The 21467-nt window shown below is 64.6% G+C and carries 16 protein-coding genes; 5 read left to right on the top strand and 11 right to left on the bottom strand.

Annotation, left to right across the window (positions count from 1 at the left end; all coding sequences use genetic code 11):
• The first annotated feature begins 371 nt into the window (after window positions 1–371).
• Window positions 372–1433, top strand: a complete 1062-nt coding sequence (locus AC1DJT_RS07230) for a class I SAM-dependent methyltransferase (protein ID WP_441490630.1) — start codon at window positions 372–374, stop codon at window positions 1431–1433.
• A gap of 19 nt (window positions 1434–1452) precedes the next feature.
• Here AC1DJT_RS07230 and AC1DJT_RS07235 read toward each other — a convergent pair whose 3' ends face one another.
• A complete protein-coding gene (locus AC1DJT_RS07235) occupies window positions 1453–1662 on the bottom strand; it encodes a hypothetical protein (RefSeq protein WP_476767561.1) in 210 nt (69 codons plus the stop codon).
• Window positions 1663–2079: 417 nt separating this feature from the next.
• On the opposite strand from AC1DJT_RS07235, the gene AC1DJT_RS07240 reads away from it, so the two are divergent.
• Complete coding sequence (locus AC1DJT_RS07240; protein WP_476833814.1) at window positions 2080–4242, top strand: methyl-accepting chemotaxis protein; 2163 nt, start codon at window positions 2080–2082, stop codon at window positions 4240–4242.
• 102 nt (window positions 4243–4344) lie between these two features.
• Here the strand turns inward: AC1DJT_RS07240 and AC1DJT_RS07245 are convergent, their stop codons facing one another.
• The 3 genes from AC1DJT_RS07245 to AC1DJT_RS07255 form a co-directional block, all read right to left on the bottom strand.
• Window positions 4345–5601, bottom strand: a complete 1257-nt coding sequence (locus AC1DJT_RS07245) for an aminopeptidase (RefSeq protein WP_476767563.1) — start codon at window positions 5599–5601, stop codon at window positions 4345–4347.
• A gap of 211 nt (window positions 5602–5812) precedes the next feature.
• Window positions 5813–6958: an amidohydrolase gene (locus AC1DJT_RS07250; RefSeq protein WP_476767564.1), complete on the bottom strand. Its 1146-nt coding sequence runs from the start codon at window positions 6956–6958 to the stop codon at window positions 5813–5815.
• Window positions 6959–7132: 174 nt separating this feature from the next.
• Complete coding sequence (locus AC1DJT_RS07255; RefSeq protein WP_441504906.1) at window positions 7133–7624, bottom strand: MarR family winged helix-turn-helix transcriptional regulator; 492 nt, start codon at window positions 7622–7624, stop codon at window positions 7133–7135.
• A gap of 57 nt (window positions 7625–7681) precedes the next feature.
• Between AC1DJT_RS07255 and AC1DJT_RS07260 the strand changes: the two genes are divergently transcribed.
• Window positions 7682–8572 carry an EamA family transporter gene (locus tag AC1DJT_RS07260; protein ID WP_476833818.1) on the top strand — a complete coding sequence of 297 codons (891 nt, stop codon included), beginning with the start codon at window positions 7682–7684 and terminating at the stop codon, window positions 8570–8572.
• A 30-nt stretch (window positions 8573–8602) separates the two neighbouring features.
• On the opposite strand, the gene AC1DJT_RS07265 is transcribed toward AC1DJT_RS07260, so the two are convergent.
• The 5 genes from AC1DJT_RS07265 to AC1DJT_RS07285 all read right to left on the bottom strand — a co-directional run bounded on the left by AC1DJT_RS07265 (window position 8603) and on the right by AC1DJT_RS07285 (window position 14869).
• Window positions 8603–9622: a D-cysteine desulfhydrase family protein gene (locus tag AC1DJT_RS07265; RefSeq protein ID WP_476767565.1), complete on the bottom strand. Its 1020-nt coding sequence runs from the start codon at window positions 9620–9622 to the stop codon at window positions 8603–8605.
• A 106-nt stretch (window positions 9623–9728) separates the two neighbouring features.
• The gene (locus AC1DJT_RS07270) at window positions 9729–10619 is read right to left on the bottom strand and encodes an ABC transporter permease (protein WP_441490637.1); all 891 of its coding nucleotides are present in this window, start codon (window positions 10617–10619) and stop codon (window positions 9729–9731) included.
• Between the two features lie 12 nt (window positions 10620–10631).
• Window positions 10632–11573 (bottom strand): ABC transporter permease, encoded by a 942-nt coding sequence (locus AC1DJT_RS07275; protein WP_441490638.1) that lies wholly within the window; start codon window positions 11571–11573, stop codon window positions 10632–10634.
• 121 nt (window positions 11574–11694) lie between these two features.
• On the bottom strand, window positions 11695–13296 hold the full coding sequence (locus AC1DJT_RS07280) for an ABC transporter substrate-binding protein (RefSeq protein WP_476833815.1): 1602 nt from the start codon (window positions 13294–13296) through the stop codon (window positions 11695–11697).
• Window positions 13297–13399: 103 nt separating this feature from the next.
• Window positions 13400–14869: a M81 family metallopeptidase gene (locus AC1DJT_RS07285; RefSeq protein ID WP_441490640.1), complete on the bottom strand. Its 1470-nt coding sequence runs from the start codon at window positions 14867–14869 to the stop codon at window positions 13400–13402.
• Window positions 14870–15247: 378 nt separating this feature from the next.
• Between AC1DJT_RS07285 and AC1DJT_RS07290 the strand changes: the two genes are divergently transcribed.
• Window positions 15248–15742, top strand: coding sequence for a hypothetical protein (locus AC1DJT_RS07290; RefSeq protein WP_441490641.1), 495 nt, complete (start codon window positions 15248–15250; stop codon window positions 15740–15742).
• Between the two features lie 220 nt (window positions 15743–15962).
• A complete protein-coding gene (gene groL / locus AC1DJT_RS07295) occupies window positions 15963–17585 on the top strand; it encodes a chaperonin GroEL (RefSeq protein ID WP_476767567.1) in 1623 nt (540 codons plus the stop codon).
• A 130-nt stretch (window positions 17586–17715) separates the two neighbouring features.
• On the opposite strand, the gene AC1DJT_RS07300 is transcribed toward groL, so the two are convergent.
• Both AC1DJT_RS07300 and AC1DJT_RS07305 read right to left on the bottom strand, forming a co-directional pair.
• On the bottom strand, window positions 17716–19176 hold the full coding sequence (locus AC1DJT_RS07300; RefSeq protein ID WP_441504903.1) for a lipopolysaccharide biosynthesis protein: 1461 nt from the start codon (window positions 19174–19176) through the stop codon (window positions 17716–17718).
• A 33-nt stretch (window positions 19177–19209) separates the two neighbouring features.
• Window positions 19210–21465 carry a GumC family protein gene (locus tag AC1DJT_RS07305; RefSeq protein WP_441504902.1) on the bottom strand — a complete coding sequence of 752 codons (2256 nt, stop codon included), beginning with the start codon at window positions 21463–21465 and terminating at the stop codon, window positions 19210–19212.
• Between the last annotated feature and the right edge of the window lie 2 nt (window positions 21466–21467).

Consider the following 21467-nt stretch of genomic DNA (forward strand, 5'->3'; position numbering starts at 1 on the left):
CCTCCTGGCCGGGGCCGAGCGTTCGGGGTCCGGCCTTTGGTGCGGCCGCTCGCAATCGGTATGCTCCGGCCCGAACAGGTCTTGTTGCCGCCGCCGCTCTCATTCGTGCGCCTGGCCTCGCGCCTTTGCTTGTCGGTGCAGGCGGATTTGTTGCCGTGCGGCATGGCTCCATCGCAGGTTTCTCGGTGGGGCAACTCACTGTTCCAGATCGGGTTCGAGCCGGGCGCCGGCGCAGTTCGAAGGCTGGGCCAGTCCTGAAATTGCCACGGATAGCGCAGAATCTGCGCTCTCGGGCCTTCTTCTGCTCAACCCAACTTGGAACGGGACTCGTCCGTCGATGCCGGATGAGTTCGCTCGACCGGGAGGACGTGATGCGTGAACCCGATATGCAAAAACTTGACGCCCTGATCGGCAATCTCGTGGGCGATGTCGGCGCCTCCGTTTCGGGCGCGCTTGTTGTGCTCGGGGACAGACTTGGGCTCTTCAAGGCGATGGCGGATGGAGAGCCCGTCAGCCCGCAGATGCTCGCGCAAAGGACCGGCTTGAAGGAACGCTATTTGCGGGAGTGGCTGTCAGCGCAGGCGGCCGCCGGCTATGTGACCTATGACGAGGGCAAAGACCGCTTCAGCCTGACCGCGGAACAGGCGATGGTCTTCGCCGAGGACGACAGTCCCGCCTTTTTCGCGGGCGCCTTCGAAATCGTCCAGTCGATGTGGATCGATGAACCCAAGGTTGCGGAAGCGTTCCGGACCGGCAAGGGCTTAGGCTGGCATGAGCACAGCAACTGCCTGTTTCGCGGCACCGAGCGCTTCTTCCGGCCCGGGTACAACAGCCACCTTGTGGCAGACTGGCTCCCGGCACTGGACGGCGTGCAGGAGCGCCTGGAGGAGGGCGCCGTCGTTGCCGATGTCGGCTGCGGCCATGGCGCTTCGACCATTCTGATGGCCTTGGCCTATCCCAAGTCCACCTTTACGGGCTTCGACTATCACGGGCCCTCGATAGAACGCGCGCGCGTCGCGGCGGAGGAAGCCGGTGTCGCCGAACGCGTGTCCTTCGCACAGGCCAGCGCGAAGGACTTTCCAGGTCGGTCCTGGGATCTCGTCGCCATGTTCGACTGCCTGCACGACATGGGCGATCCCGTCGGTGCAGGCAGGCACGTCAAGGAGACCTTGGGCCCGAACGGCACCTGGATGATCGTCGAGCCCTTTGCGCATGATAGCCTGAAGGACAATCTCAATCCGGTAGGCCGGATCTATTATGGCGCCTCGACTTTGATCTGCACGCCGGCCTCCCTGTCTCAGGAGGTGGGCCTCGGGCTTGGCGCCCAGGCCGGCGAGATGCGCCTTCGCAAGGTTGTGCTCGATGCCGGATTCTCGCATTTCCGGCGTGCGACCGAGACCCCGTTCAACATGGTCTTCGAGGTTCGGGCCTGAGAGAGCCCCCGCCGGCGTTTCAGCCGGTGGCCGTCGCCGCGTCATAGGCATCCTGCAGCATCAAGCGGCAGGCTTCCGCCTGGTCCCGTGCCGAGGGGAGGGTGATGTACTGGGTGATCTCGGCAAGGTCGCGCAGCGCGACGTCGACGGCCGTCAGAAGGTCGATGTCCAGCGGTTCCGGCATGGTGAGCGGCTGTACGGGTAAGCGGAACTGGAGGATCTGGCCCATTGGGAACTCTAACTGACGGCGAATCGTGCCGTCAGTTTCGTTCCGCAGGGTCAGTAAGACGTTAACGCCGAAGCGGAATGTGACGGGAACAGCGTCCTGCCCGAAATCCGTGGCCGCGCTCGCTCTACACAGTTCAATCATTGTTGAACTATTTGCAAGGATGCTGAAGTATCCAGGCCCCGCGCTGGACTAGTCGATGAGGCCGCAGTCGCGCCGAAATGCTCCCCGGGAAATGATCCCGCGCACTCTGCTTAAAGCGTTCTTTACAGATTTTGGTGATTTGATGGGAAATGCACGGCTCTGCCGTGCAGCCTGTCCGCCAGCCCTTGCCTGCAAGGGCTCCTTCTTCTTGGCCGCAACCACGCGCGAGCGTGTCGCGTTGATAACAAAAAATATAATGCGTCGGGGCGCAGTTCGATGAAGTCCATCCGTATCAAGATCCTGACCATGCTGCTCATTGTTGCAGCGGCCGCGCTCATTTCGGCAGTGCTGAGTTTCTATGCACTCTCGAAGGCGGATAGTCTGAACGAACGCGCAAGCAACCAGGGCGACATCGCCTTGCTGACGGAGCGGCTCAACGGGCACGTAACGGGTGTCGTGATGGAGTCGCGCGGCATCTACATGGCCAAGAACGCGCAGGAGATCGAGCAATACGGCAAGGGGATGGAAGATCGCTTCCCGCAGATGCGGCAGCTCGTCGAACGGCTGAAGGCGCTTTCCCCGGCGAGCGAACAGGAACGTGTTTCTCAGATCGAGAAGGCGGTCGCGGATTTTATCACCTATCGGACTGAAACCGTTCGTATCGGGCGGCAGGTTTCGGCCGCTGCGGCCAATGCGCAGGGCAATACCGATCTGAACCGGGCGAACCGGAAGGCCGTGAACGATCTCCTGGTCGCATTCGGCAAGCGCAACGAGGATGCCGGAAACGCGCTCGGCGACGAGGCGGCGGCCTTCACGACGCAGGCCAGGCTGGTTCTGCCGCTGGTGCTGCTCGTGACCCTGGTGGGTGCGCTCGGTGCAGCATTGATCTTCGCGCAGCGCTCGATCACCTCGCCAATCCTCGCCCTCAGTGCTGTCATGGAGCGCCTGACCGCCGGCGATACCAAGGTCGATGTGCCGCATGTCGCCCGTCAGGACGAGATCGGCACCATGGCCCGCGCCGTCTCGGTGTTGCGTGAAAGCACCGAGCAAGTCGCCGCACTGCAGGCGGAGGAGCGCGCAAGTGCGGAGCGTCGCCTGCGTCAGGCCGAGTCGATGGCCTCGGTCGTGTCGGATGTCGGCGAGGTCGTTGCGGCTGCTGCGTCCGGTGACTTCTCGGCGCGGCTCGCCATCGATGGCGCTGACGAACAGATGCAGAAGCTGATCAGCGGCATCAACGAGATCAACGCGGTGGTTGATTCTGCCACGACCGAGTTCGCGAAGGTGTTGCAGGCTGTTGCCTCCGGTGACCTGACGAACCGGGTCGATACCACTTATCGCGGTCGCTTCGCCGATCTGAAGGGCGCGATCAACGAGACCGTCGATCGCCTGTCCTCGACCGTGCGCACAATCCAGGTGACCGCCGGCGATGTCGGTCTGGCGTCCCGCGAGATCAACACAGGCGCCGACGACCTGTCGAAGCGCACCGAGGAGCAGGCGTCCTCGCTCGAGGAGACCGCCGCGACGACCGAGGAGCTTGCTGCTTCGGTCAAGGCTTCGGCCCAGTCTTCGAAACAGGCCGCGACGATCGCGGAGGACGCGATGCGAGCTGCGCAGTCGGGCGGCGAGATTGCCGGCAGGGCCGTCGAGGCCATGGCGCGCATCGAAAGCGCTTCGAAGAAGATCTCCGACATTATCCGCGTGATCGACGATATTGCCTTCCAGACCAATCTGCTCGCGCTCAACGCGGCGGTCGAGGCGGCGCGAGCCGGAGATGCCGGCAAGGGGTTTGCGGTCGTTGCGTCGGAAGTGCGTACCCTGGCGCAGCGCTCAGGCGCCGCCGCCAAGGACATCTCGGGGCTGATCTCCTCCTCGAATGCAGAGGTCACCGAGGGCGTCGAACTCGTGCGTCAGGCCGGTGCGGCCCTGACCGAAATCCTCGATGCGTCGCAGAAGGTCGCCGCCACCATCGCTGAGATCTCGACCGCGTCCGGCGAACAGGCCAATGGCATCGACGAGATGAGCCAGGCTGTCGCGCATCTCGATGAAATGACCCAGCAGAACGCGGCTTTGGCCGAGCAGAGTGCTGCCTCCGCTGCGTCGCTGACGTCGCGGATCGGCCAACTCAACGACCTCGTTGCGGCCTTCCGGACCGGGCCGGAGCAGGGACGGCCGATGGCTGCCCCGATCGCGACCGCTGCCGTCACCCAGATGGCGCCCCGCCCCGCGCGCCTTGCGACCAGGGCAGCGTCCTACGCGCCGCCCGCGTTGCGCGCCTCCGATGTCGAGGCGATCGATGCAGGAGGCCCCGAGCCCGAGCGCCTGCGCCAGCTTGCCGAGGCGGCCTTCGCGCAGACCAAGGCTGCGCCGAAGCGCCCCGTCATGCCGGCCAAGAAGGTCGTGAACGGCCGCGCGTCCGATGCGGGCTGGGAAGAGTTCTGAGCCTGCCGCCTAAGCGCACGATGCACATCAAATGAAAAGGCCACCGGGTTCGCCCGGTGGCCTTTTCGTATCAGCGGAGAGACGTGGCCTGTGCGAGGCTGCTCAGGCCCATTCGCCCTGGCGGAAGACTGCGACGCGGCTGCCATCGGCATGTACACCGTCGATATCGACCTGGTTCGAGCCGATCATCCAGTCGATATGGATGAAGCTCTTGTTGCCGCCTTGCGCCGCGATCTGCTCGGGCGTGAGCCTGGCGCCATCGACGAAACATTTCGAATAGCACTGGCCGAGCGCGATATGGCAGGAGGCGTTCTCGTCGAAGAGCGTATTGTAGAACAGGATGCCACTCTGCGAGATCGGCGAGGAATGCGGCACCAACGCCACTTCGCCGAGGCGACGCGCACCCTCATCGGTGTCGAGAACCTTGTTCAGCACCTCCTCACCACGCGTGGCCCTGGCCTCGACGATACGCCCTTCTTCAAAGCGCACCGAAATGCCATCGATCAGCGTGCCCTGATGCGAGAGCGGCTTGGTACTGACGACATGGCCGGAGACCCTCCTTGCATGCGGCGTGGTGAAGACCTCTTCGGTCGGGATGTTGGCATTGCAGGTCACGCCGTTCTTGGCAGTCGAGGCGCCGCCCTGCCACTCATGGCCGTCGGCAAGCCCGATCGTCAGGTCCGTGCCCGGCCCTGAAAAGTGCAGCGAATGGAAGTTCTGCCCGTTCAGCCACTGCGTCCGGCTGCGGAGCGTCGCATTATGCGCAACCCAGGCCGAAATGGGGTCGGCACGGTCAACCCGTGAGGCGGCGAAAATCGCCTCGGCCAGCTTGGCGACGGCGATGTCCTCTGCCTCGTCCGGGAAGACCTGGCGGGCCCAGGACGCGGTCGGATAGGCCAGGATGTTCCAGTTGATATCGAAGCCGGCGATTTTCTCGAGAGCGGGCTGATAGGCGATCGAATTGGCCTTGTTGGCCCGCGCGACCTTTGCCGGATCCTGGCCTGAGAGCAGCATCGGGTTGTCGCCAACGATGGCGAGGCGTGCGGTGTTGGCGGCAAAGGCCTTGCCGACGCCTTCATAGAGCCAGCCCGGCGCCCGGTCGAAGCTCGCATCCGGGGCATGGCGATAGCGTGAGAGCGTTACCTCCTCATCCGCCAGCATCGGCGTCACGAGCCCGGCACCGGCCTTGTAGGCGTGCTCGGCGATCCGCCGGACCAGTGGCAGGGCGGCGACCGGCGCGGTCAGGAACAGATCCTGCCCGGCCTCGAGATTCAGGCCGACCTTGACGGCGACTTCGGCGAGCCTGTCGAGCTTGGCCGGATCGATCGATGCCAGGATATTCGGCTGATGCGTGGTCATGGAATACGGCCTCTCATGCTTGGCAAATCCCTGATCGGCATCATGCAGCCGATCAGGGCGTCTTTGCGGTTTGGCAACAAGAACATCGCCCACTTGGTCAGGTGCAATGGGCTAAGGCATCGGCCCGAAAAGTGGATTGCGGTTTTCGGGAAAGCCGATGCAAATGCAGAGGCTGGATCCTCGGATCGGATACGATATCGGGTCCGAGGATCTAGCCGAGCAAATTGCGCAGCGTGCGCATGAAGGCGCGCGAACCGGGCTCGATCAGGGCATCGGGAAAATCGAAATCCGGGTTGTGCAGCTGCGGCGAGTTTTCGCCCGAGCCTAGGATGAACATCGCCGATTTCGCCTGGCGGCCGAACAGGCCGAAATCCTCGGAGCCGCGCGAGGGCGAGCCCTCACCGTGCCGCAGCTTCTCGTCATCGAAGGCCTTGCGCAGGAGCGCCACCGCCTCGGCATCGTTTTCGCAGTGATGGAAGACGTCGTGATAGCTCAGCTCGATGCCAAGACCCGATGCTTCAGCCGCTTCGCGCACCAGCGCTTCGGCCCGTGTGCAAAGCGCGCCCATTTGCGCATCGTTCAGCGTGCGCAGCGTCGCCCAAATTTCGGCCCGGCCGGGTGCGATGCCAAAGGCAGCTTCGCCGATTGCAGCGTGGGTCACGGTGACGAGCGCATAGGCCGCGTCGAGTGGACCGCCGGGGCCGAGCGCCGTCAATGCCGGCATCAGCCGGGCTACCGCCGCAACCGGGGAGATGCCGTGTTCCGGCATGGAGGCATGCGAGGTCTTGCCAGTCAGCACGATCTGCAGTCCGCGCGAGGCGCAGTTTGCCGGACCTTCGGAGAGCGTGATGTAGCCCAATGGCAGGCCGGGTTTATTGTGCAGCGAGAATGCGTAATCCGGCGCGATTTCTGCGAATTTCGGATCGGCGATGACGGCGGCGGCACCTGCGCCGTTCTCCTCTGCCGGCTGGAACAGCAGCACCGCGCGGCCGCGCTGCGGCCGTTGGCGGCCGAGCCCGCGTGAGAGCGCAGCGACCATGGTCATGTGCCCGTCATGGCCGCAGGCATGGGATTTGCCCGGCACCTGGGAGCGATGGGGGCTCTCGGAGATTTCCTCGATCGGCAGGGCGTCGAGTTCGCAGCGAACCATCACTGTCGGCCCCGGCTCGCGCCCTTCATAAATAGCCGCGACGCCGTGGCCGCCGAGCCCGGTCACGATACGGTCCGGCTCGCTCGGGGCAAGGAAGGCAACCACTGCCTTCGCCGTCTCCTGCTCCTCGCCCGATATCTCGGGAGAGCGGTGCAACTGCTGCCGCCAGGCGACAAGCTCGACCATGTCGGAGTTGGTGAGAAACATTCCGCTATCCCCTGAGCGCCGGCTGAACCAGACCTGATGCCGGCTTCGTATGGCCAGAGAATTATCAACTTGCGTGGGCCGGCAAGCGCCATTCTTGCCTGCGGGGGGCGCGCTGTGCTCATTCCTGGCCCACAAGCCGAGTTTACTGCGGAGGCAGCCCCCCGACGCAAGGCCTCACCGGCTGCCTTCGAAACCCGCCAGGTACTTGCCCAGCAGTGCGTTGAGGGCCGCGTTCTCATCCGCGGAGAGAATGGAACTCAGCTGCGCCTGGGTTGCGACATGTGCTGTGACAGCAGCCTCGATTGTCGCAAATCCACGCTCGGTCAGTGAAATGATGAAACTGCGGCGATCTTCGGGGTTATGGGTGCGCTCGACGAGGCCCGTCTTCTCGAGCTGGTCGATGCGGTTCGTCAGCGTGCCCGAGGTGATCATCATCGTCGCCAGCAGATCTCCCGGCGACAGTCTATAGGGAGGGCCGGAGCGCCGCAGTGTCGCCAGCACGTCGAAACTTGCGCTGTTGAGGCCATGCTCGGTGAAGGTCTTCTCCATCTCACGGCCGAGATGCTGCGAGAGCCGCTTCATGCGGCCGAACAACCCCATCGGCGTGACATCGAGGTCCGGTCTTTCCCGGTTCCACTGCGCGAGAATTCCGTCGACATGGTCCATGCCGCCATCGTTGCGACCAAATATCTTGACGTCAAGATAATGAGCGAGACCGCCATCATGGCCCGCAATGCCGACTTGCTGCTGACCGCGATCGCCCCAGCTATCTGGGGCAGCACCTATCTGGTGACGACGGAGTTCCTGCCGCAGGGCTACCCACTGACCGTGTCGATGCTGCGTGCGCTCCCGGCTGGCCTCCTGCTGCTGCTCGCCGTCCGGCAATTGCCGCAGGGAATCTGGTGGGGACGGGTTCTCCTCCTCGGCGCGCTCAATTTCTCGCTGTTCTGGTGGATGCTGTTCATCGCAGCCTATCGGCTGCCGGGCGGTGTCGCGGCGACCGTAGGGGCGATCCAGCCGCTCGTCGTCCTGCTCCTCGCGCGTCTGCTGCTCGGTTTCGCCATCCGCCCGCTCGCCATCGTCGCGGCCATCGCCGGCATGGCAGGTGTCGCGCTGCTGATTCTGACGCCGCAGGCTGCGCTCGATCCGCTCGGCATCGCCGCTGGTCTCGCCAGTGCGCTGTCGATGGCGGCGGGCACGGTCCTGAGCCGGCGCTGGCAGCCGCCGGTCTCGCCACTGACCTTCACCGCCTGGCAGCTGACCGCGGGAGGAGCCCTGCTGCTGCCAGTGGTCCTCTGGCTCGAACCCGCACCGCCGACGCTGACCGGCACGAACATMCTCGGCCTTGCCTATCTCGGGCTGATCGGCGCTGCCCTGACCTATATCCTCTGGTTTCGCGGCATTGCCCGGCTGGGTCCCTCGACGGTCTCGCCGCTCGGCTTTCTCAGCCCGGTGACGGCTGTCATGCTCGGCTGGTCGGTGCTCGGCCAATCGCTCAGCCCTGCCCAGATCGCCGGCATGGCGATCGTCCTCGGCAGCGTCTGGCTGAGCCAGCGCGCTCAGCAGACTGTGCCGGCCAGCGCTCCCACGGTGGCGAAACCCCKGGAGGCGTGACGGGGCACGCCTCCTCGCGCGTGTCGTCGGTTATCCCTGAAACAGCTCTTCGTAGGCGAACAGTCCCTGATGGCCGCCGGTGTGCCAGAACACCACTGTCTCGTCGGGCCTGAACGCGCCACGCCGCACCAGCGAAAACAGCCCKGCCATAGCCTTGCCGGTATAGACGGGATCCAGAAGGATGCCCTCGAGGCGCGCGACACTGGTCACGGCTTCGAGCATCGCCGTCGTCGGCTGGCCGTAGCCGGGCCCGATCTGCGTTGCGTCGATCGTGATCGAGACATCGGCGACGCTCTGGCTCCCAGCAAGCGCGAGCGTGTCGCGCGCAAGGCCGGCGACGATACCGCGGGCCTCTTCGGCCTGCCGCGAGACGCTGATGCCGTGGACGGCGCAAGCGAGGCCCAACGTCTGCACACCTGCAACGATGCCGGCATGAGTGCCACCGCTGCCGGTCGCCAGCACGATATGGTCGATCTGTCGGCCTGCGGCCTTGGCCTGCCCGTCGAGTTCGACCAGCGCATCATGATAGGCGAGGCCGCCCAGTGCATTGGAGCCGCCGATCGGGATGAAATAGGGCCGTCGGCCCTGCGCACGCAGCGCAGCCAGGTTCTGTTCGAGCGCCTCCATGGCGTCCTGCTCGGCGGTCAGGATGCGAATATCGGCGCCGAGCAATCGGTCGAGCAGGATATTGCCGTTGGCCCGGTAGCTCGCGCTGCGTCCGCTGATCTTGTCGGTCAGGAGCAGAACGCAGCCGAGGCCGTTCCTGGCGGCGGCCGCAGCCGTCTGCCGCGCATGATTGGACTGGATGGCCCCGAGCGTGACCAGCGTATCGGCCCCCTGCTGCAGCGCTTCGCCGACGAGATATTCGAGCTTGCGCGCCTTGTTGCCGCCGCCGGCAAGGCCMGTGCAGTCGTCCCGCTTGATCCAGATCGAGGGAGCGGGGCCATGGCGCCCGAGTTCCCGCGACAGCCGGGGCAGTTCCTCGAAGGGGGTCGGCAGGATCGAAAGCGGAGCCCGGCTCCGCTCAGCCAATGACCAGGGCTTGTTCATGTCGATTGTTCCTCACCGAGACCGGCGCAGTGGCGCTGCGGCCCACCATAGCGGCGGGTTGGAAAAAGGCAGCCGCGCCAGGGCGGGACAGCCATGCGCCTGGCTGTCACATCCTCCTCGAAATTCGCGGATCGAGCTTGTCGCGCAGCCCGTCGCCGAGCAGGTTGACCGCGAGCACCACCAGCGCCAGCGCGATCGCCGGACAAAAGATCGTCCAGGGCGCGCGCGCCAGGTAGAGTCTGCTGGAGGCGATCATGTTGCCCCAGCTCGGCGTTTCCGGCGGCACGCCGGCGCCGAGGAATGACAGCGACGCTTCCACCAGGATTGCCGACGCGCAGATATAGGTCGCCTGCACGATCAGGGGCGCGATGGTGCTCGGCATGATGTGAAGCACCAGAATCCGCGGCGTCCGCGCCCCACAGGCGATCACCGCCTCAACGAAAGGCAGCTCGCGGACACTGAGCACGATCGAGCGCACGAGCCTGACCACGCGAGGCAGTTCCGGAATGGCGATGGCGGCAATGACGATTCCGATGCTGCCCTGGTTGAGGGCGACCAGCGCGATCGCAAGCAGGATCGCTGGAATCGCCATCAGCCCGTCCATCAGGCGCATGACCGGGGTCTCGATCCAGCGGTAATAGCCGGCCATCAGGCCGATAAGAAGCCCGGCGCTGATCGAGATCGTCGCGACGGTGAGGCCGACGATCAGTGAGACGCGTGCTCCGTAGACGGTGCGGGCGAAGACATCCTGGCCGAGATGGTCGGTGCCGAACCAGAACTGCGCGGATGGCGGCAGCAGCCGGCGTGTTGGCGCCTTCAGCATCGGGTCGCCGGCGAGCAGTGGCGCGAAGATCGCGATCGCGACGAAGAAGATCAGGATGGCGCCGCCCAGCAGCATCGTCGGGTTGCGCCGGGCGAAGCGCCTGAACCGGGCGCCGAGACTGCGCGGCGCAGGGCTGAGGGTGGAAGGGGCGGTATGGGCCGTGATCACGCTCATCGCTTCGCTCTCTCAGTACCGGATCCGGGGATCGATCAGCGAATAGGAGAGATCGACGAGCAGATTGACCAGGACATAGATGCCGGAGAACAGCAGGATCACGCCCTGGATGATCGGATAGTCACGCTTCGAGATGGCATCGACAACGAGCCGTCCGATGCCGGGTATGTTGAACACAGTCTCCGTGATGACGACGCCGCCGATGAGAAGCGCGACGCCTATGCCGATCACCGTGATGATCGGTACGCCGGCGTTCTTGAGCGCATGCTTCATCAGCATCGTCTTCGTCGTGACACCTTTGGCCTTTGCCGTCCGGATATAGTCTTCCTCGAGCACCTCCAGCATCGAAGCGCGCGTCATGCGCGCGATCAGCGCGATATAGGCGAGGCCGAGCGTGACGGTCGGCAGGATTAGGTGGAGCAGCCACGGCCCCACGCCATCGGCGAGCGGCTTGTAGCCCTGGACGGGAAGCCAGCGCAGCTCGATAGCGAAGATGTAGATCAGGCCGTAGCCCACGACGAAGGCCGGCATTGAGAATCCGAGCACGGAGAAGCCCATCAGGGCACGGTCAACCAGGCTTCCGACCCTCCAGGCCGCGATCACACCGAGGCTGACCGCGATGCTGACGGCGAAGAGCATGGTCAGCAGCGCGAGCGAAAGCGTCGGCTCCAGTCGTTGGAGGATCAGCCTGCTGACTGGCGTGTTCGAAAAGATCGAAACCCCGAGATCTCCGCTCAGCACGCGTGCGGCCCAACGCCAGAATTGTACCAGCAGCGGATCGTCGAGCCCGAGCCGCTGACGGATGGCGACGATCTGCTGGGGCGTCGCGTAATCGCCGGCGATGATCGCGGCTGGATCGCCGGCCGAGAAATGCAGCAACAGGAAGACGAAGATACCGACGAGCGTCATCACCAGCAGGGTTTGGGCCAGCCGTTGGGCGATGTAACTGAGCATGGGGTCGATCGTCCTCCTTCAGCCTAAGCAGGCCGGTCGCGCCGCGCGCCGGCTGCGCCGTCCACCAGCCCGCCGGAATGGTCCGACGCCGGCCGGGGCGGAGCCCGGCCGGCGGAGGCGGCTACCCCTTCTTGACATTCCAGAACGGGATCAGCTCCGGCATGCCGATCARCCCGGTGAGATTGCGCAGGGCCGCGGGCTGGAACCATTGCCCGTAATACATGTGCGGCACGAAATCCCACGCGTTCTGCTGCATGTCGCGCGCGATCTGCCGGCGTTCGGCATCATTCGAGGCGGCCGCCCATTTGTCGCGGAAGGCTTCGTGCTTCTCGTCGGTCGGCCAGCCGAACCAGCCCTTCTCGCCATTGGCGGCATGGCCGCTGAGCGCCACGGGATTGCCGAAGGCATTGACCGAACCCGAGGTGAAGAAGACGTTCCAGCCGCCCTGGTCCGGGGGGCTCTTGACGGCACGCCGCGTGATGACCGCGCCCCAGTCCGAGGCCTGCAGCGACACGTTGAAGCCAGCCTGGCGCATCCACTGCGCGATCAGGTTCGCGGCATTGTTCATATAGGCGATGTTGGTAGCGTGCAGCACGACGACGGGGCGGCCGTCATAGCCGGATTCCTTGACGAGCTGCTTGGCCTTCTCGATGTTCTGGCCGCCCTTGAACCAGTCGATATTGGCGTCGTTCTCCATCGGCGTGCCCATGCCGAACAGCGAAGAGMAGMCCTTGAAGTATTTCTCGTCGCCGAAGGTCGCCTTCATCACCTCGGTCGGGTGAATCAGGTAGAGCATCGCCTGGCGGGCCTTGACGTTGTTGAACGGCGGGTGGAGCCAGTTGACGCGAGCCCAGCCGAGCTGGCCCTGTTTGTTCAGGACCTCGAGCTTGATCTCTTTCTCGCCCTCCAGCGAGGACAGCAGATCGACATTCGGGTACTCGATCATGTCGATCTCGCCGGCGCGGATGGCAGCGATCGCCGTCGCCTCGTCCGCGATGTTCTCGTAGACGACGCGGTCGACATTCACGACCTTGCCGCCGGAGGTGAAGACGGCCGGCTCCGAACGCGGCACATAGTTCGGGTTCTTGTCGTAGACGTAGCGCTGGCCCTGGACGACGGCGTCTTGGTTCATGACGAACGGGCCTGAGCCGATGATCGTCTGGATCTGCTGCATCGGGTCGGTCTGCGCTTCCTTCTCGCGCATGATGTAGCAGGCATTGGTCGCCGCCTTGGCGAGCCAATCGACAGCCAGGCTGTAGGGTTCCTTCATCACGATCTGGAAGGTCTTGTCGTCCTTGATCGGCGTATCGGCGAGGCGAGCCATCATGTGCTGGCCGCCGCCGTCGCGCGCGCCCCAGCGCCGGATCGAGGCGACGCAGTCGCGCGCCGTCACCGGCGTGCCGTCGGTGAAGCGCAAGCCGTCACGGAGTTCGAAATTATAGGTCTTGCGATCGTCCGAAAGGCTCCATTTCGAGACCATCTGCGGCTTGGCGTCGAATTTGTCGTCGACCCCAAACAGCGTGTCGTAGACCATGGCAGCATGGTAGGAGGTCATGTTCGCGGTCGTCCAGACCGGGTCGAAGACGCGAAGATCGCCATGCAGCACGGCGCGGACGGTGCGTGAGACGGGTGGGGTGGTCTGGGCCCTCAGGCGGGCAGGCGCGGCGGTCAGTGCTCCAGCGGCGAGACTGCCCTGGACGAATCTGCGGCGTGTGGTCGTCATGTCTCTCTCCCTCCAAGAGATGCTGAATGACCGCGAGCATTCGCTTCGTCTGGCCACCCTCGGTGATCAAATCACGGTCAAGTCTCCATCCACGTGGCCAGGCTCAGACGACGATGCGGCCGGGCGGCAGCGGGTCGTGGGGCCAGAGCGGCCGGGCGATCTTGCGATAGGGGTATTTGCGCACGTCGAGATGCGAGGGGCCGCCGCCGTCGGTGTAGATCACCGCACTGGCGATCGGCCCATAGGCGGCATGGAAATGGTTGGTCGACTTGACGCTGACGATGCGCTTCTGCGTCGGGTCGATGCCGACGCTGGTAAAAATCTCGAGCCCCAGCGCCTGCGTGCGATGCGATAAGAGCGCGACGTCGATGCCGTCGATGCGGATGCCGACGGCATTGCCGATCGGGACCTTGGCTGTGCCGAAGCTCTGGGTGCCGTTGCGGATGGCTCCGAGCACGGTGACGTCGCCGTCGACCGGCTTGCCCGAGGTCGAGGCGGCCTTGCCGCCGAAGCGCAGCGGGATGGTGGCGCCGACACCGGCGGTCAGGCAGAATTCGACGGCGACAGGGTCCCAGACCGGACCGATCGCCGCATCGCGAATACCCCGTTCGCGCAGGCGGTGGATGATGTTGGTATTGTCGGACGCCGCCCCCCCTCCGGCATTGTCGGTCGAATCTGCAATCACGCTCGGGCCGTTAGCAGAACTGCCGAGAGCCCGGTCGAGCGCTTCGTCGAGCGGGACCACCGGCGGAGCGAATTGCCCTTTCAGGGAGCGGAACTCCTCGCCGAGCCGCGCGGCGAGCGCATCTCCGGCGGCCTTGGCATTGTCGGTGACGACCAGGACCCGCGTGCCGATCTCCGGCACGTCGCCTTGCTGGAAACCGTGAGCGAGCGAGACCGAAAGCACGGCGTCCTTGCCCTCGAGTGCGCTCATCCGGTCGACGAAGGAGCGCCCGGGCTCGCGGGTGGTCGGCACCAGCTCGATCATCCGGCAGTCATAGAGCGACATCACCGGCTTGATCGTGCCACGGATCGTCGCAAGGATGATGTCGACCAATTCCTCGGCCCGCTCGACGAAGTCGATATGCGGGTATTCCTTGTAGAGGATGATGGCGTCCGCCAGCCGCACGCGCTTTTCGGTCAGGTGGCAATGCGGATCGAGCTCGACACCGATCGGCACCTTCGGGCCGACGATGGCGCGGACATGTTCCAGAATGTCGCCCTCGCAATCGTCATAGCCATGCGCGACCATGGCCCCGTGCAGCCCGAGCAGGACGCCGTCGACCGGCATTGCGGCGTTGAGTTGGCCGAGGATCTCGTCCCGCATCTCCTCGTAATCGGCCTGGGCACAGGTTCCCGAGGGCTCGGCCCAGAAGCAGGAACCTTCGATCAGCGTGAAACCGTCTCGCTCTGCCCGCTGGCGCGCCACGTAAAGTGGCGCGGTGCAATGCGTCGCCCGGTCGGGATGCTGACCTGCGGGAAAATAGGCCGATGCCTCGAAATTCGCGCGGGATGTCGGGATAGGCGAAAACGTATTCGTCTCGGTAGCAAGCGACGCGGCGAACAGACGCATAATCAGAGCCTTCCCGTTTCGTGCGGAGGCAAGCTCCGACGTCAGCAATGCGCCTGTCAAGCTGCGTCGCAGCAAGAAATCCTGCTTTGTGATGCTCGCAATCCCGGAGCTGAGGTCAATGGCCATTGACGACGGCAATGGGGGCATTCGTCATTCTACATCCTATCCGCGCAAATCCACTTTTCCCGGTCATCAGGGGTGTAGGAGAATCCCGCCGGCCGCGTGAAGCTTGGGCCCCCGGATACCGCCCATCATGTCGCTGCGGGCCGCTGTGGCCGTCGGCCCGCCTGCGCTTTGGACGACTTCGGGCCACACCGCGTTGGAACCGCCGGCCGTCGGCGGCGTTAGCCAGCAAGACGGGTCGCGAGGATTTGCCCCATGAACAGTACTCGAATTGGCGGGCTGCTCAGCATTGGCCTGAGCACCTTTGTTCTTGTGACACCCGCTCACTCTGCCGGGTTCTTCGATGAACTGGCCCGAGCCGTGTTCGGGAGACCGCCTCCGCAGGTTTACCCGACTGGGCCTGAACCGCTCGATGTGACCGTTCGGCCGACGCGTCGTTCGCATCAGCGGAAAGCCGTCGTATCCAGGCCGACGCCTCCAGTCGTAAAACTCGATCCGGCCACCGATCACTATTGGTACCTGGACGACCCGACCCTGCGCCGCGGCGATATCGTCGTTACGCGTTCGGACGTTCTGGTCTTTGAGGGGCGCGCCAGTCAAAACCACAGTGCCAGCGATTTTACTGCCCTCGGGAAGTCTCGCCTTGTATCCAGGTCCACCCAGCAGAGGGTCGAGGCGGCGGCGGGCGGTCGCAAGTTCGAGCCAGACCCCGGCCCACGAACCATCGCCGAGCGCGACCCTGCGAATTGATCCGCGGCGCATGGATCATTGCACGGCAGGCGGCCGCTCGCAGGGCGGCGTAACCCGTTGCTGCTTCGCGAGCTCGCTCTCACGATGCGCCCCGCATCGCGTTCGAGCGAGAAGTGCTGCTGATCCCCGCGGAGAGCGATATAATCAGCCCGATCGAGAGGAACCCGCCTGACCATATCTGCTGCTGACCGTTGAAATCCCCTGGAGGAGGACCCGGATCATGGCCGCCAAGGAGTTGAAGTTCTCGTCCGATGCCCGCGAGAGGATGCTGCGCGGTGTCGAAATCCTGGCCAACGCCGTCAAGGTCACGCTTGGTCCCAAGGGGCGCAACGTCGTGATCGAGAAGTCATTCGGTGCGCCCCGCATCACCAAGGATGGCGTCGCCGTCGCCAGGGAGATCGAACTTGCCGACAAGTTCGAGAACATGGGCGCAAGGATGGTGCGCGAGGTCGCTTCAAAACAGCATGACGCCGCCGGCGACGGCACCACGACGGCAACTGTATTGGCCCACGCCATCGTCCGTGAGGGAGCCAAGGCCGTCGCCGCTGGCATGAACCCGATGGATCTGAAGCGCGGCATCGACATGGCGGTCGAGGCTGCGGTGGCAGATTTCAAGAAGAGGGCCAAGACGGTCACGGCCAATAGCGAGATCGCTCAGATCGGCACCATCTCGGCCAATGGCGACACCAAGATCGGGGCGATGATCGCCGCGGCCATGAAGAAGGTCGGCAACGAGGGTGTCATCACGGTCGAGGAGGCAAAATCGCTCGAGATCGAGCTCGATGTGGTCGAGGGCATGCGGTTCGATCGTGGCTATATTTCACCCTATTTCATCACAGATGCGGAGAAGATGCGGGCCGAGCTCGAAGACGCCTATATCCTGATCCACGAGAAGAAACTCTCCTCGCTCCAGGCCATGTTGCCGCTGCTCGAGGCGGTGGTGCAAACCGGCAGGCCGCTGCTGATCATCGCCGAGGACGTGGAAGGGGAGGCTCTCGCCACGCTCGTGGTCAACAAGCTGCGGGGTGGCCTCAAGGTCGCGGCCGTCAAGGCTCCGGGCTTCGGCGATCGCCGCAAGGCCATGCTGGAGGATATTGCGATCCTCACTGGCGGAACCGCCATTTCCGATGATCTCGGCATCAAGCTCGAGACCGTCACGCTCCAAATGCTCGGCAGCGCCAAGAAAGTCATGATCGAGAAGGAAAGCACCACAATCGTTGACGGTGCCGGCAGGAAGAAGGAGATCGGCGCTCGCGTGGCACAGATCAAGGCGCAGATCGAGGAGACCAGCTCGGACTACGATCGTGAGAAGCTCCAGGAGCGTCTGGCCAAGCTCGCCGGTGGCGTTGCGGTCATCCGCGTCGGCGGCGCGACCGAGATCGAGGTCAAGGAGAAGAAGGATCGTGTCGACGATGCCATGCACGCGACCCGCGCGGCGGTCGAGGAAGGCATCCTGCCGGGGGGCGGCGTGGCGCTGCTGAGGGCGATGAAGGCCCTTGCCGCCGTCAAGCCCGCCAATGCCGACCAGAGAACCGGCGTCGAGATCGTGCGCCGCGCGCTGCAGGCTCCGGCCCGACAGATCGTCGAAAACGCCGGCGCCGACGGTGCGGTCATCGTCGGCAAGCTGATCGAGAAGGATGACTACAACCAGGGCTACAATGCCGCGACAGGGGAGTATCAGGATCTTGTGGCGAATGGGGTGATCGATCCGGCCAAGGTGGTGCGGACCGCCCTTCAGGATGCGGCGTCGATCGCCTCGCTGCTGATCATGACCGAGGCGATCATTGCCGAGCAGCCGAAGAAGGAAGCGCCGCAGGCGATGCCGGGCGGCATGGATTTCTGATGATTGATACGGGCGGACTCGATCGGGTGTCGCTTGCGAAGGAGATCCGGCTGGATCATTGGGGGTGTATCGCGCGCGCCAGCTCGGAGGTTTCTGGCGCTGTCTCTCACGCGCCACCACGGTGCGCCTGCTATTCGTGGGTCAGCTTCAGCGGGTGTACCGGCTTGTTTCGCCTCGCGCGCATTGCAACGGCGAGCCCTGGAATGAGATCGAGACGCCTATAGACACAAATGCCGGTCGCGACATTCCAGAGCACCATGGTCGCCGTGGTGGCCACTGCCGCGCCGATTGCGCCGTAGAGCGCGATTCCTATGGCGCAGGCTGCGACGTTCGCGGCGGCGCTCGCAACCATGATGACCGCGGCGGCGCGCTCATGACCGGTCATGGTCAGGAGGTTCTGATGCGGGCCGGCCGCCGCGGCAAAGACCTGACCGATCATCAGGATCTGAGCAACATGAACTGCGGCGACGAAATCCTTGCCAAACCATCGTAGCCCCGGCTCGAGCACCACCAGAAGCGGCACAGCCAGCATGACCGCCCCGACGAAGGACAACACGCTGGCGCGCGCGAACAGCGCCTGCAGGCCCAGCCGGTCCCCGCGCGCGTGAAGGTCCGCGATCGTGGGGGCAAATACGGTGCTCACGGCGACGCGCGGCAACAGGAGCAGCATCGCCACATTGAAACCGACCGCAAACGTACCAGCATCCCGGATGTTGCCGGTCCAGCCGAGCAGCATCACCCCCGTGCGGTTCATCAGGGTGTCGACGGCCGTCATGATCATGATGGGAAAGACGGCGGTCAACCAATAGCGCGGAGCGTAGGCCGAGCTCACGCCTCGCAGAGCAAGGGGCCAGAGCTGGCGCATGATCACGCAGACAACGCCCACCGTGACCGCCGAGCTGATCAACAGTGCAGCCATGACGAGCGCTGCGTCCAGCCGCCATGAAGCTGCGGTGGCGGCCAGGACGACAAGCACGAGCAAGAGGCCGTCACGGACGATGCGTTCCGGCAAAAGAGCCGAAACGATTCCGCCGAAAGCGCGTAGCAGCGTCGCACCGATCAGATACATCGTGACCAGCGGGACTGTGGCCATTCCGATCAGCAGGCTGATGCTGAGCTCCGAGTGCGGGCGAGCGGAGGAAACGGCCACGATTCCGGTGCCGATTCCGGCGAGAACGATGGCTGCCACGAGGGTCCAGCCCACGGCAAACTGAATCACACCACGCGCCAGAGACCACTCCCCCTTCGCACCATAGGCCGGCACGAACCGAAGCAGGGCAACATTGAAGCCGAGGGTCGCGCTGTAGGCCAGGAGGCTGACCCAGGCAAAGGCGTAGGAATATGTGCCATAGCTGGAAAGGCCGACCAGCCGGGCGATCTCGAACTGAGCAACGCTCGTAAGCCCTGCGCCGCCGACATAGACGACCAGAGCCCAAACGCTCCCGGATGAGAGCCGGTGAGCGAGGTCACTGCTGCCCTTCGAACCGGTTTCGCCGCTTGAGGGCGCGGCCGCGGGCTCAGATAGAGCGGTCGCTGTCGGCGCATTATCGCTGCGGGCCAGCCGGGTGGCGGTGGCGTAACCTGTCAACATCAGATCAATACCCAGCGTTGTGACTGTAATCGATCATGACCGACGCCAGCTCATGAAGCTGCGGATGTCTTTGAAATGGAAGCCGGCATCGTGCTCGGTATCGACCCAGGTCAGCACCGACGCCACTCGGGGAGCGCCATCGGCGTCGGGCCCCGGAGCGCCGCCGACCAGCCGTAGCGCACTCTGCGCCATTTCCCGGCCGGTCTGTGCCCAGCGCACCACGAGCAGTATCTGGTCGGCCCAGCCCGCCAGAAAACTCGCTTCCAGCCGATCGACCGCTGCGGGCCCATCGATCACGATGAAGTCGTAGGTCTCGCGGAACTGATCAAGCCAGTGCGGAACTTGCGGGTTTGCGAGGAAATGAAGCAGGTTGCCATCGAGTCGAGGCGGCGGAATGTAGTCGACCCCAAGCTCAGGAAGGTGCTCCACCGCATCGGCGATCGGTCGGCCGCGGCTCAGGACGTCGACGAGATCGACGCCGGGGGCGGCCGCGCGCGCCATCGTCACGATGTCCCGTTCAGGGAGCCCGCTTGGCTCGCCGAGGTCGATCAGGAGCACGCGCAGTCGAAGGCGCGCCGCCGAGAGGACAAGGCTCCGCGCGACCGTGGTCTTGCCTTCGCCCGGAAGGGCGGAGCTGACAAGGATGATCTTCGACGCGAAGCTGCCGGAGCCCCTTGGCAACACGGAGATCAGCAATGAGCGGATTGACCGCGCATAGACTGATTGAGGCTGCTGCCGCAGCAGATCCTCGATCCGCTTTGCGTGCCGGAGCGTGACCCGCGGGACCTGCCCGAGGCAAGGAACGGCCAGAGCTTCGGCGGCTTCATCCGTGCTGCGAAGAGTGTGATCAAGTCTGTCGATGCCGAGCGCAAGCAGCACGCCCATGATGCCGAAGACCATCACGCCAGGCGGAATGAGGAAGGCCGGGTGAATCGAACTTGGCCTTTCCGGCGGCCACGCCGACGCCATGACCCGGACGTCCGGCTGAATGAGCTGGACCTGTTCGTTTGCCTGCTGCTGACGGCTCAGAAGGGCATCATAGAGCTGGGCCACTGCGGCCGCCTGACGCTCKAGAGCCCGCAAACCGGACATGCTGGCCGCGGTTTCGGTCGCCGCCGCCTTCAGGGACTGCAGCCGCTCCTCGATTGATCTGGCCTGAGCCTGGAGAATGCGACCGTCGGTCTCTACCTGGCTGAACGCCTGATCGATCGCCTGCTCTGTCGCACGGTCCGCTTTCCGGCGCGGCTCCGGCTGAGGCTCCTGACCGACTGTCGCTGGTGCTGCTTCGTTGTGGGCGAACTCGGCCAGGCTCGCTGATCCCAGTGCATCCGCAAGGGCGGAGGTGGGTGCGCCGCGCTGGCGCAAGTCGTTGAACCGGTTCAGCCGTTGTTGCGTCGCGGCGAAATCGGACTTGGCCAGGGCCAATTGCCGGGCCAGCTGTGCGATCTGCTGGCCGGTTACATCAGGGGTGCCATCGACCGCTGCGCCATGGAGCAAGCGGTAGGCCTGCAGCTCCTCTTCGGCACGCGCCACCTCCAGCCTCATTTCGGGAACGCGCTTGGCGAGCCAGACCACAAGCTGCTCCGCGTCGGTGCGCTTTCGTTGCGCAATATCCTCGATGTAGACATTCGCGACGGTGTTCGCGATCTCGGCTGCACGTCCCGGATCGGAATCCGTTGCAACAACTGACAAGACTCTCGAACGTCGCTCTTGGCCGATCTTTACGGAGCGCTTCAACTGCTGGGCCAGCGCGCTTTCGTTACTGTCAGGGGAGTGGCTGTCAGCGCTACGCCGAAACGGCTGCGTGAGAAACGACCAAGCGGCACCGAGCCCATCCTGGACACGGTGCAGCCAGGAGTCCGGTTGCTTCCCTGCCGCCACCACTTCCTCATGGGCAAGAAGGAGCGCGGAAGCGACCCGTCGCAGATGCGCATCGGACGAAAGCACGGCCAAGTGCGTGTCGATCGCCGCATCGTCGATGGCTTGGGAGGCCTGGGATGTGCCACTCGACCCTTCCGAGGCTCGATCGACCACGATTTGCGTCGTTGCCGTATAGGTGGGCGACATGATCAGGCCAACGATCGCGACCCCTCCGCCGCCGAGGAGCATCATTGCAAGGATCAAACCCCGCCGCCTCGACAGCGCGTGGACGATCCGCTGGAATGGCAGCGGCCCTGGCGCCGATCCAATGATCGGTCTGGTTATCCGCGTCGTCGGTTCGAGTGGCGGCAGATCCGAAGGTCGTGCCGTCGCGATGAACCGCTGGCCCTTGCCGGTCAACGCTTCCATCG

The sequence above is a fragment of the Allobosea sp. 05T422_2 genome, from assembly GCF_056396265.1.

Bases quoted from the DNA above. Each gene is read 5' to 3' on its own strand.
- AC1DJT_RS07230 (WP_441490630.1), top strand. From the start codon at position 372: ATGCGTGAACCCGATATGCAAAAACTTGACGCCCTGATCGGCAATCTC.
- AC1DJT_RS07235 (WP_476767561.1), bottom strand. From the start codon at position 1,662: ATGGGCCAGATCCTCCAGTTCCGCTTACCCGTACAGCCGCTCACCATG.
- AC1DJT_RS07240 (WP_476833814.1), top strand. From the start codon at position 2,080: ATGAAGTCCATCCGTATCAAGATCCTGACCATGCTGCTCATTGTTGCA.
- AC1DJT_RS07245 (WP_476767563.1), bottom strand. From the start codon at position 5,601: ATGACCACGCATCAGCCGAATATCCTGGCATCGATCGATCCGGCCAAG.
- AC1DJT_RS07250 (WP_476767564.1), bottom strand. From the start codon at position 6,958: ATGTTTCTCACCAACTCCGACATGGTCGAGCTTGTCGCCTGGCGGCAG.
- AC1DJT_RS07255 (WP_441504906.1), bottom strand. From the start codon at position 7,624: ATGGACCATGTCGACGGAATTCTCGCGCAGTGGAACCGGGAAAGACCG.
- AC1DJT_RS07270 (WP_441490637.1), bottom strand. From the start codon at position 10,619: ATGAGCGTGATCACGGCCCATACCGCCCCTTCCACCCTCAGCCCTGCG.
- AC1DJT_RS07275 (WP_441490638.1), bottom strand. From the start codon at position 11,573: ATGCTCAGTTACATCGCCCAACGGCTGGCCCAAACCCTGCTGGTGATG.
- AC1DJT_RS07285 (WP_441490640.1), bottom strand. From the start codon at position 14,869: ATGCGTCTGTTCGCCGCGTCGCTTGCTACCGAGACGAATACGTTTTCG.
- AC1DJT_RS07290 (WP_441490641.1), top strand. From the start codon at position 15,248: ATGAACAGTACTCGAATTGGCGGGCTGCTCAGCATTGGCCTGAGCACC.
- groL (WP_476767567.1), top strand. From the start codon at position 15,963: ATGGCCGCCAAGGAGTTGAAGTTCTCGTCCGATGCCCGCGAGAGGATG.
- AC1DJT_RS07300 (WP_441504903.1), bottom strand. From the start codon at position 19,176: ATGTTGACAGGTTACGCCACCGCCACCCGGCTGGCCCGCAGCGATAAT.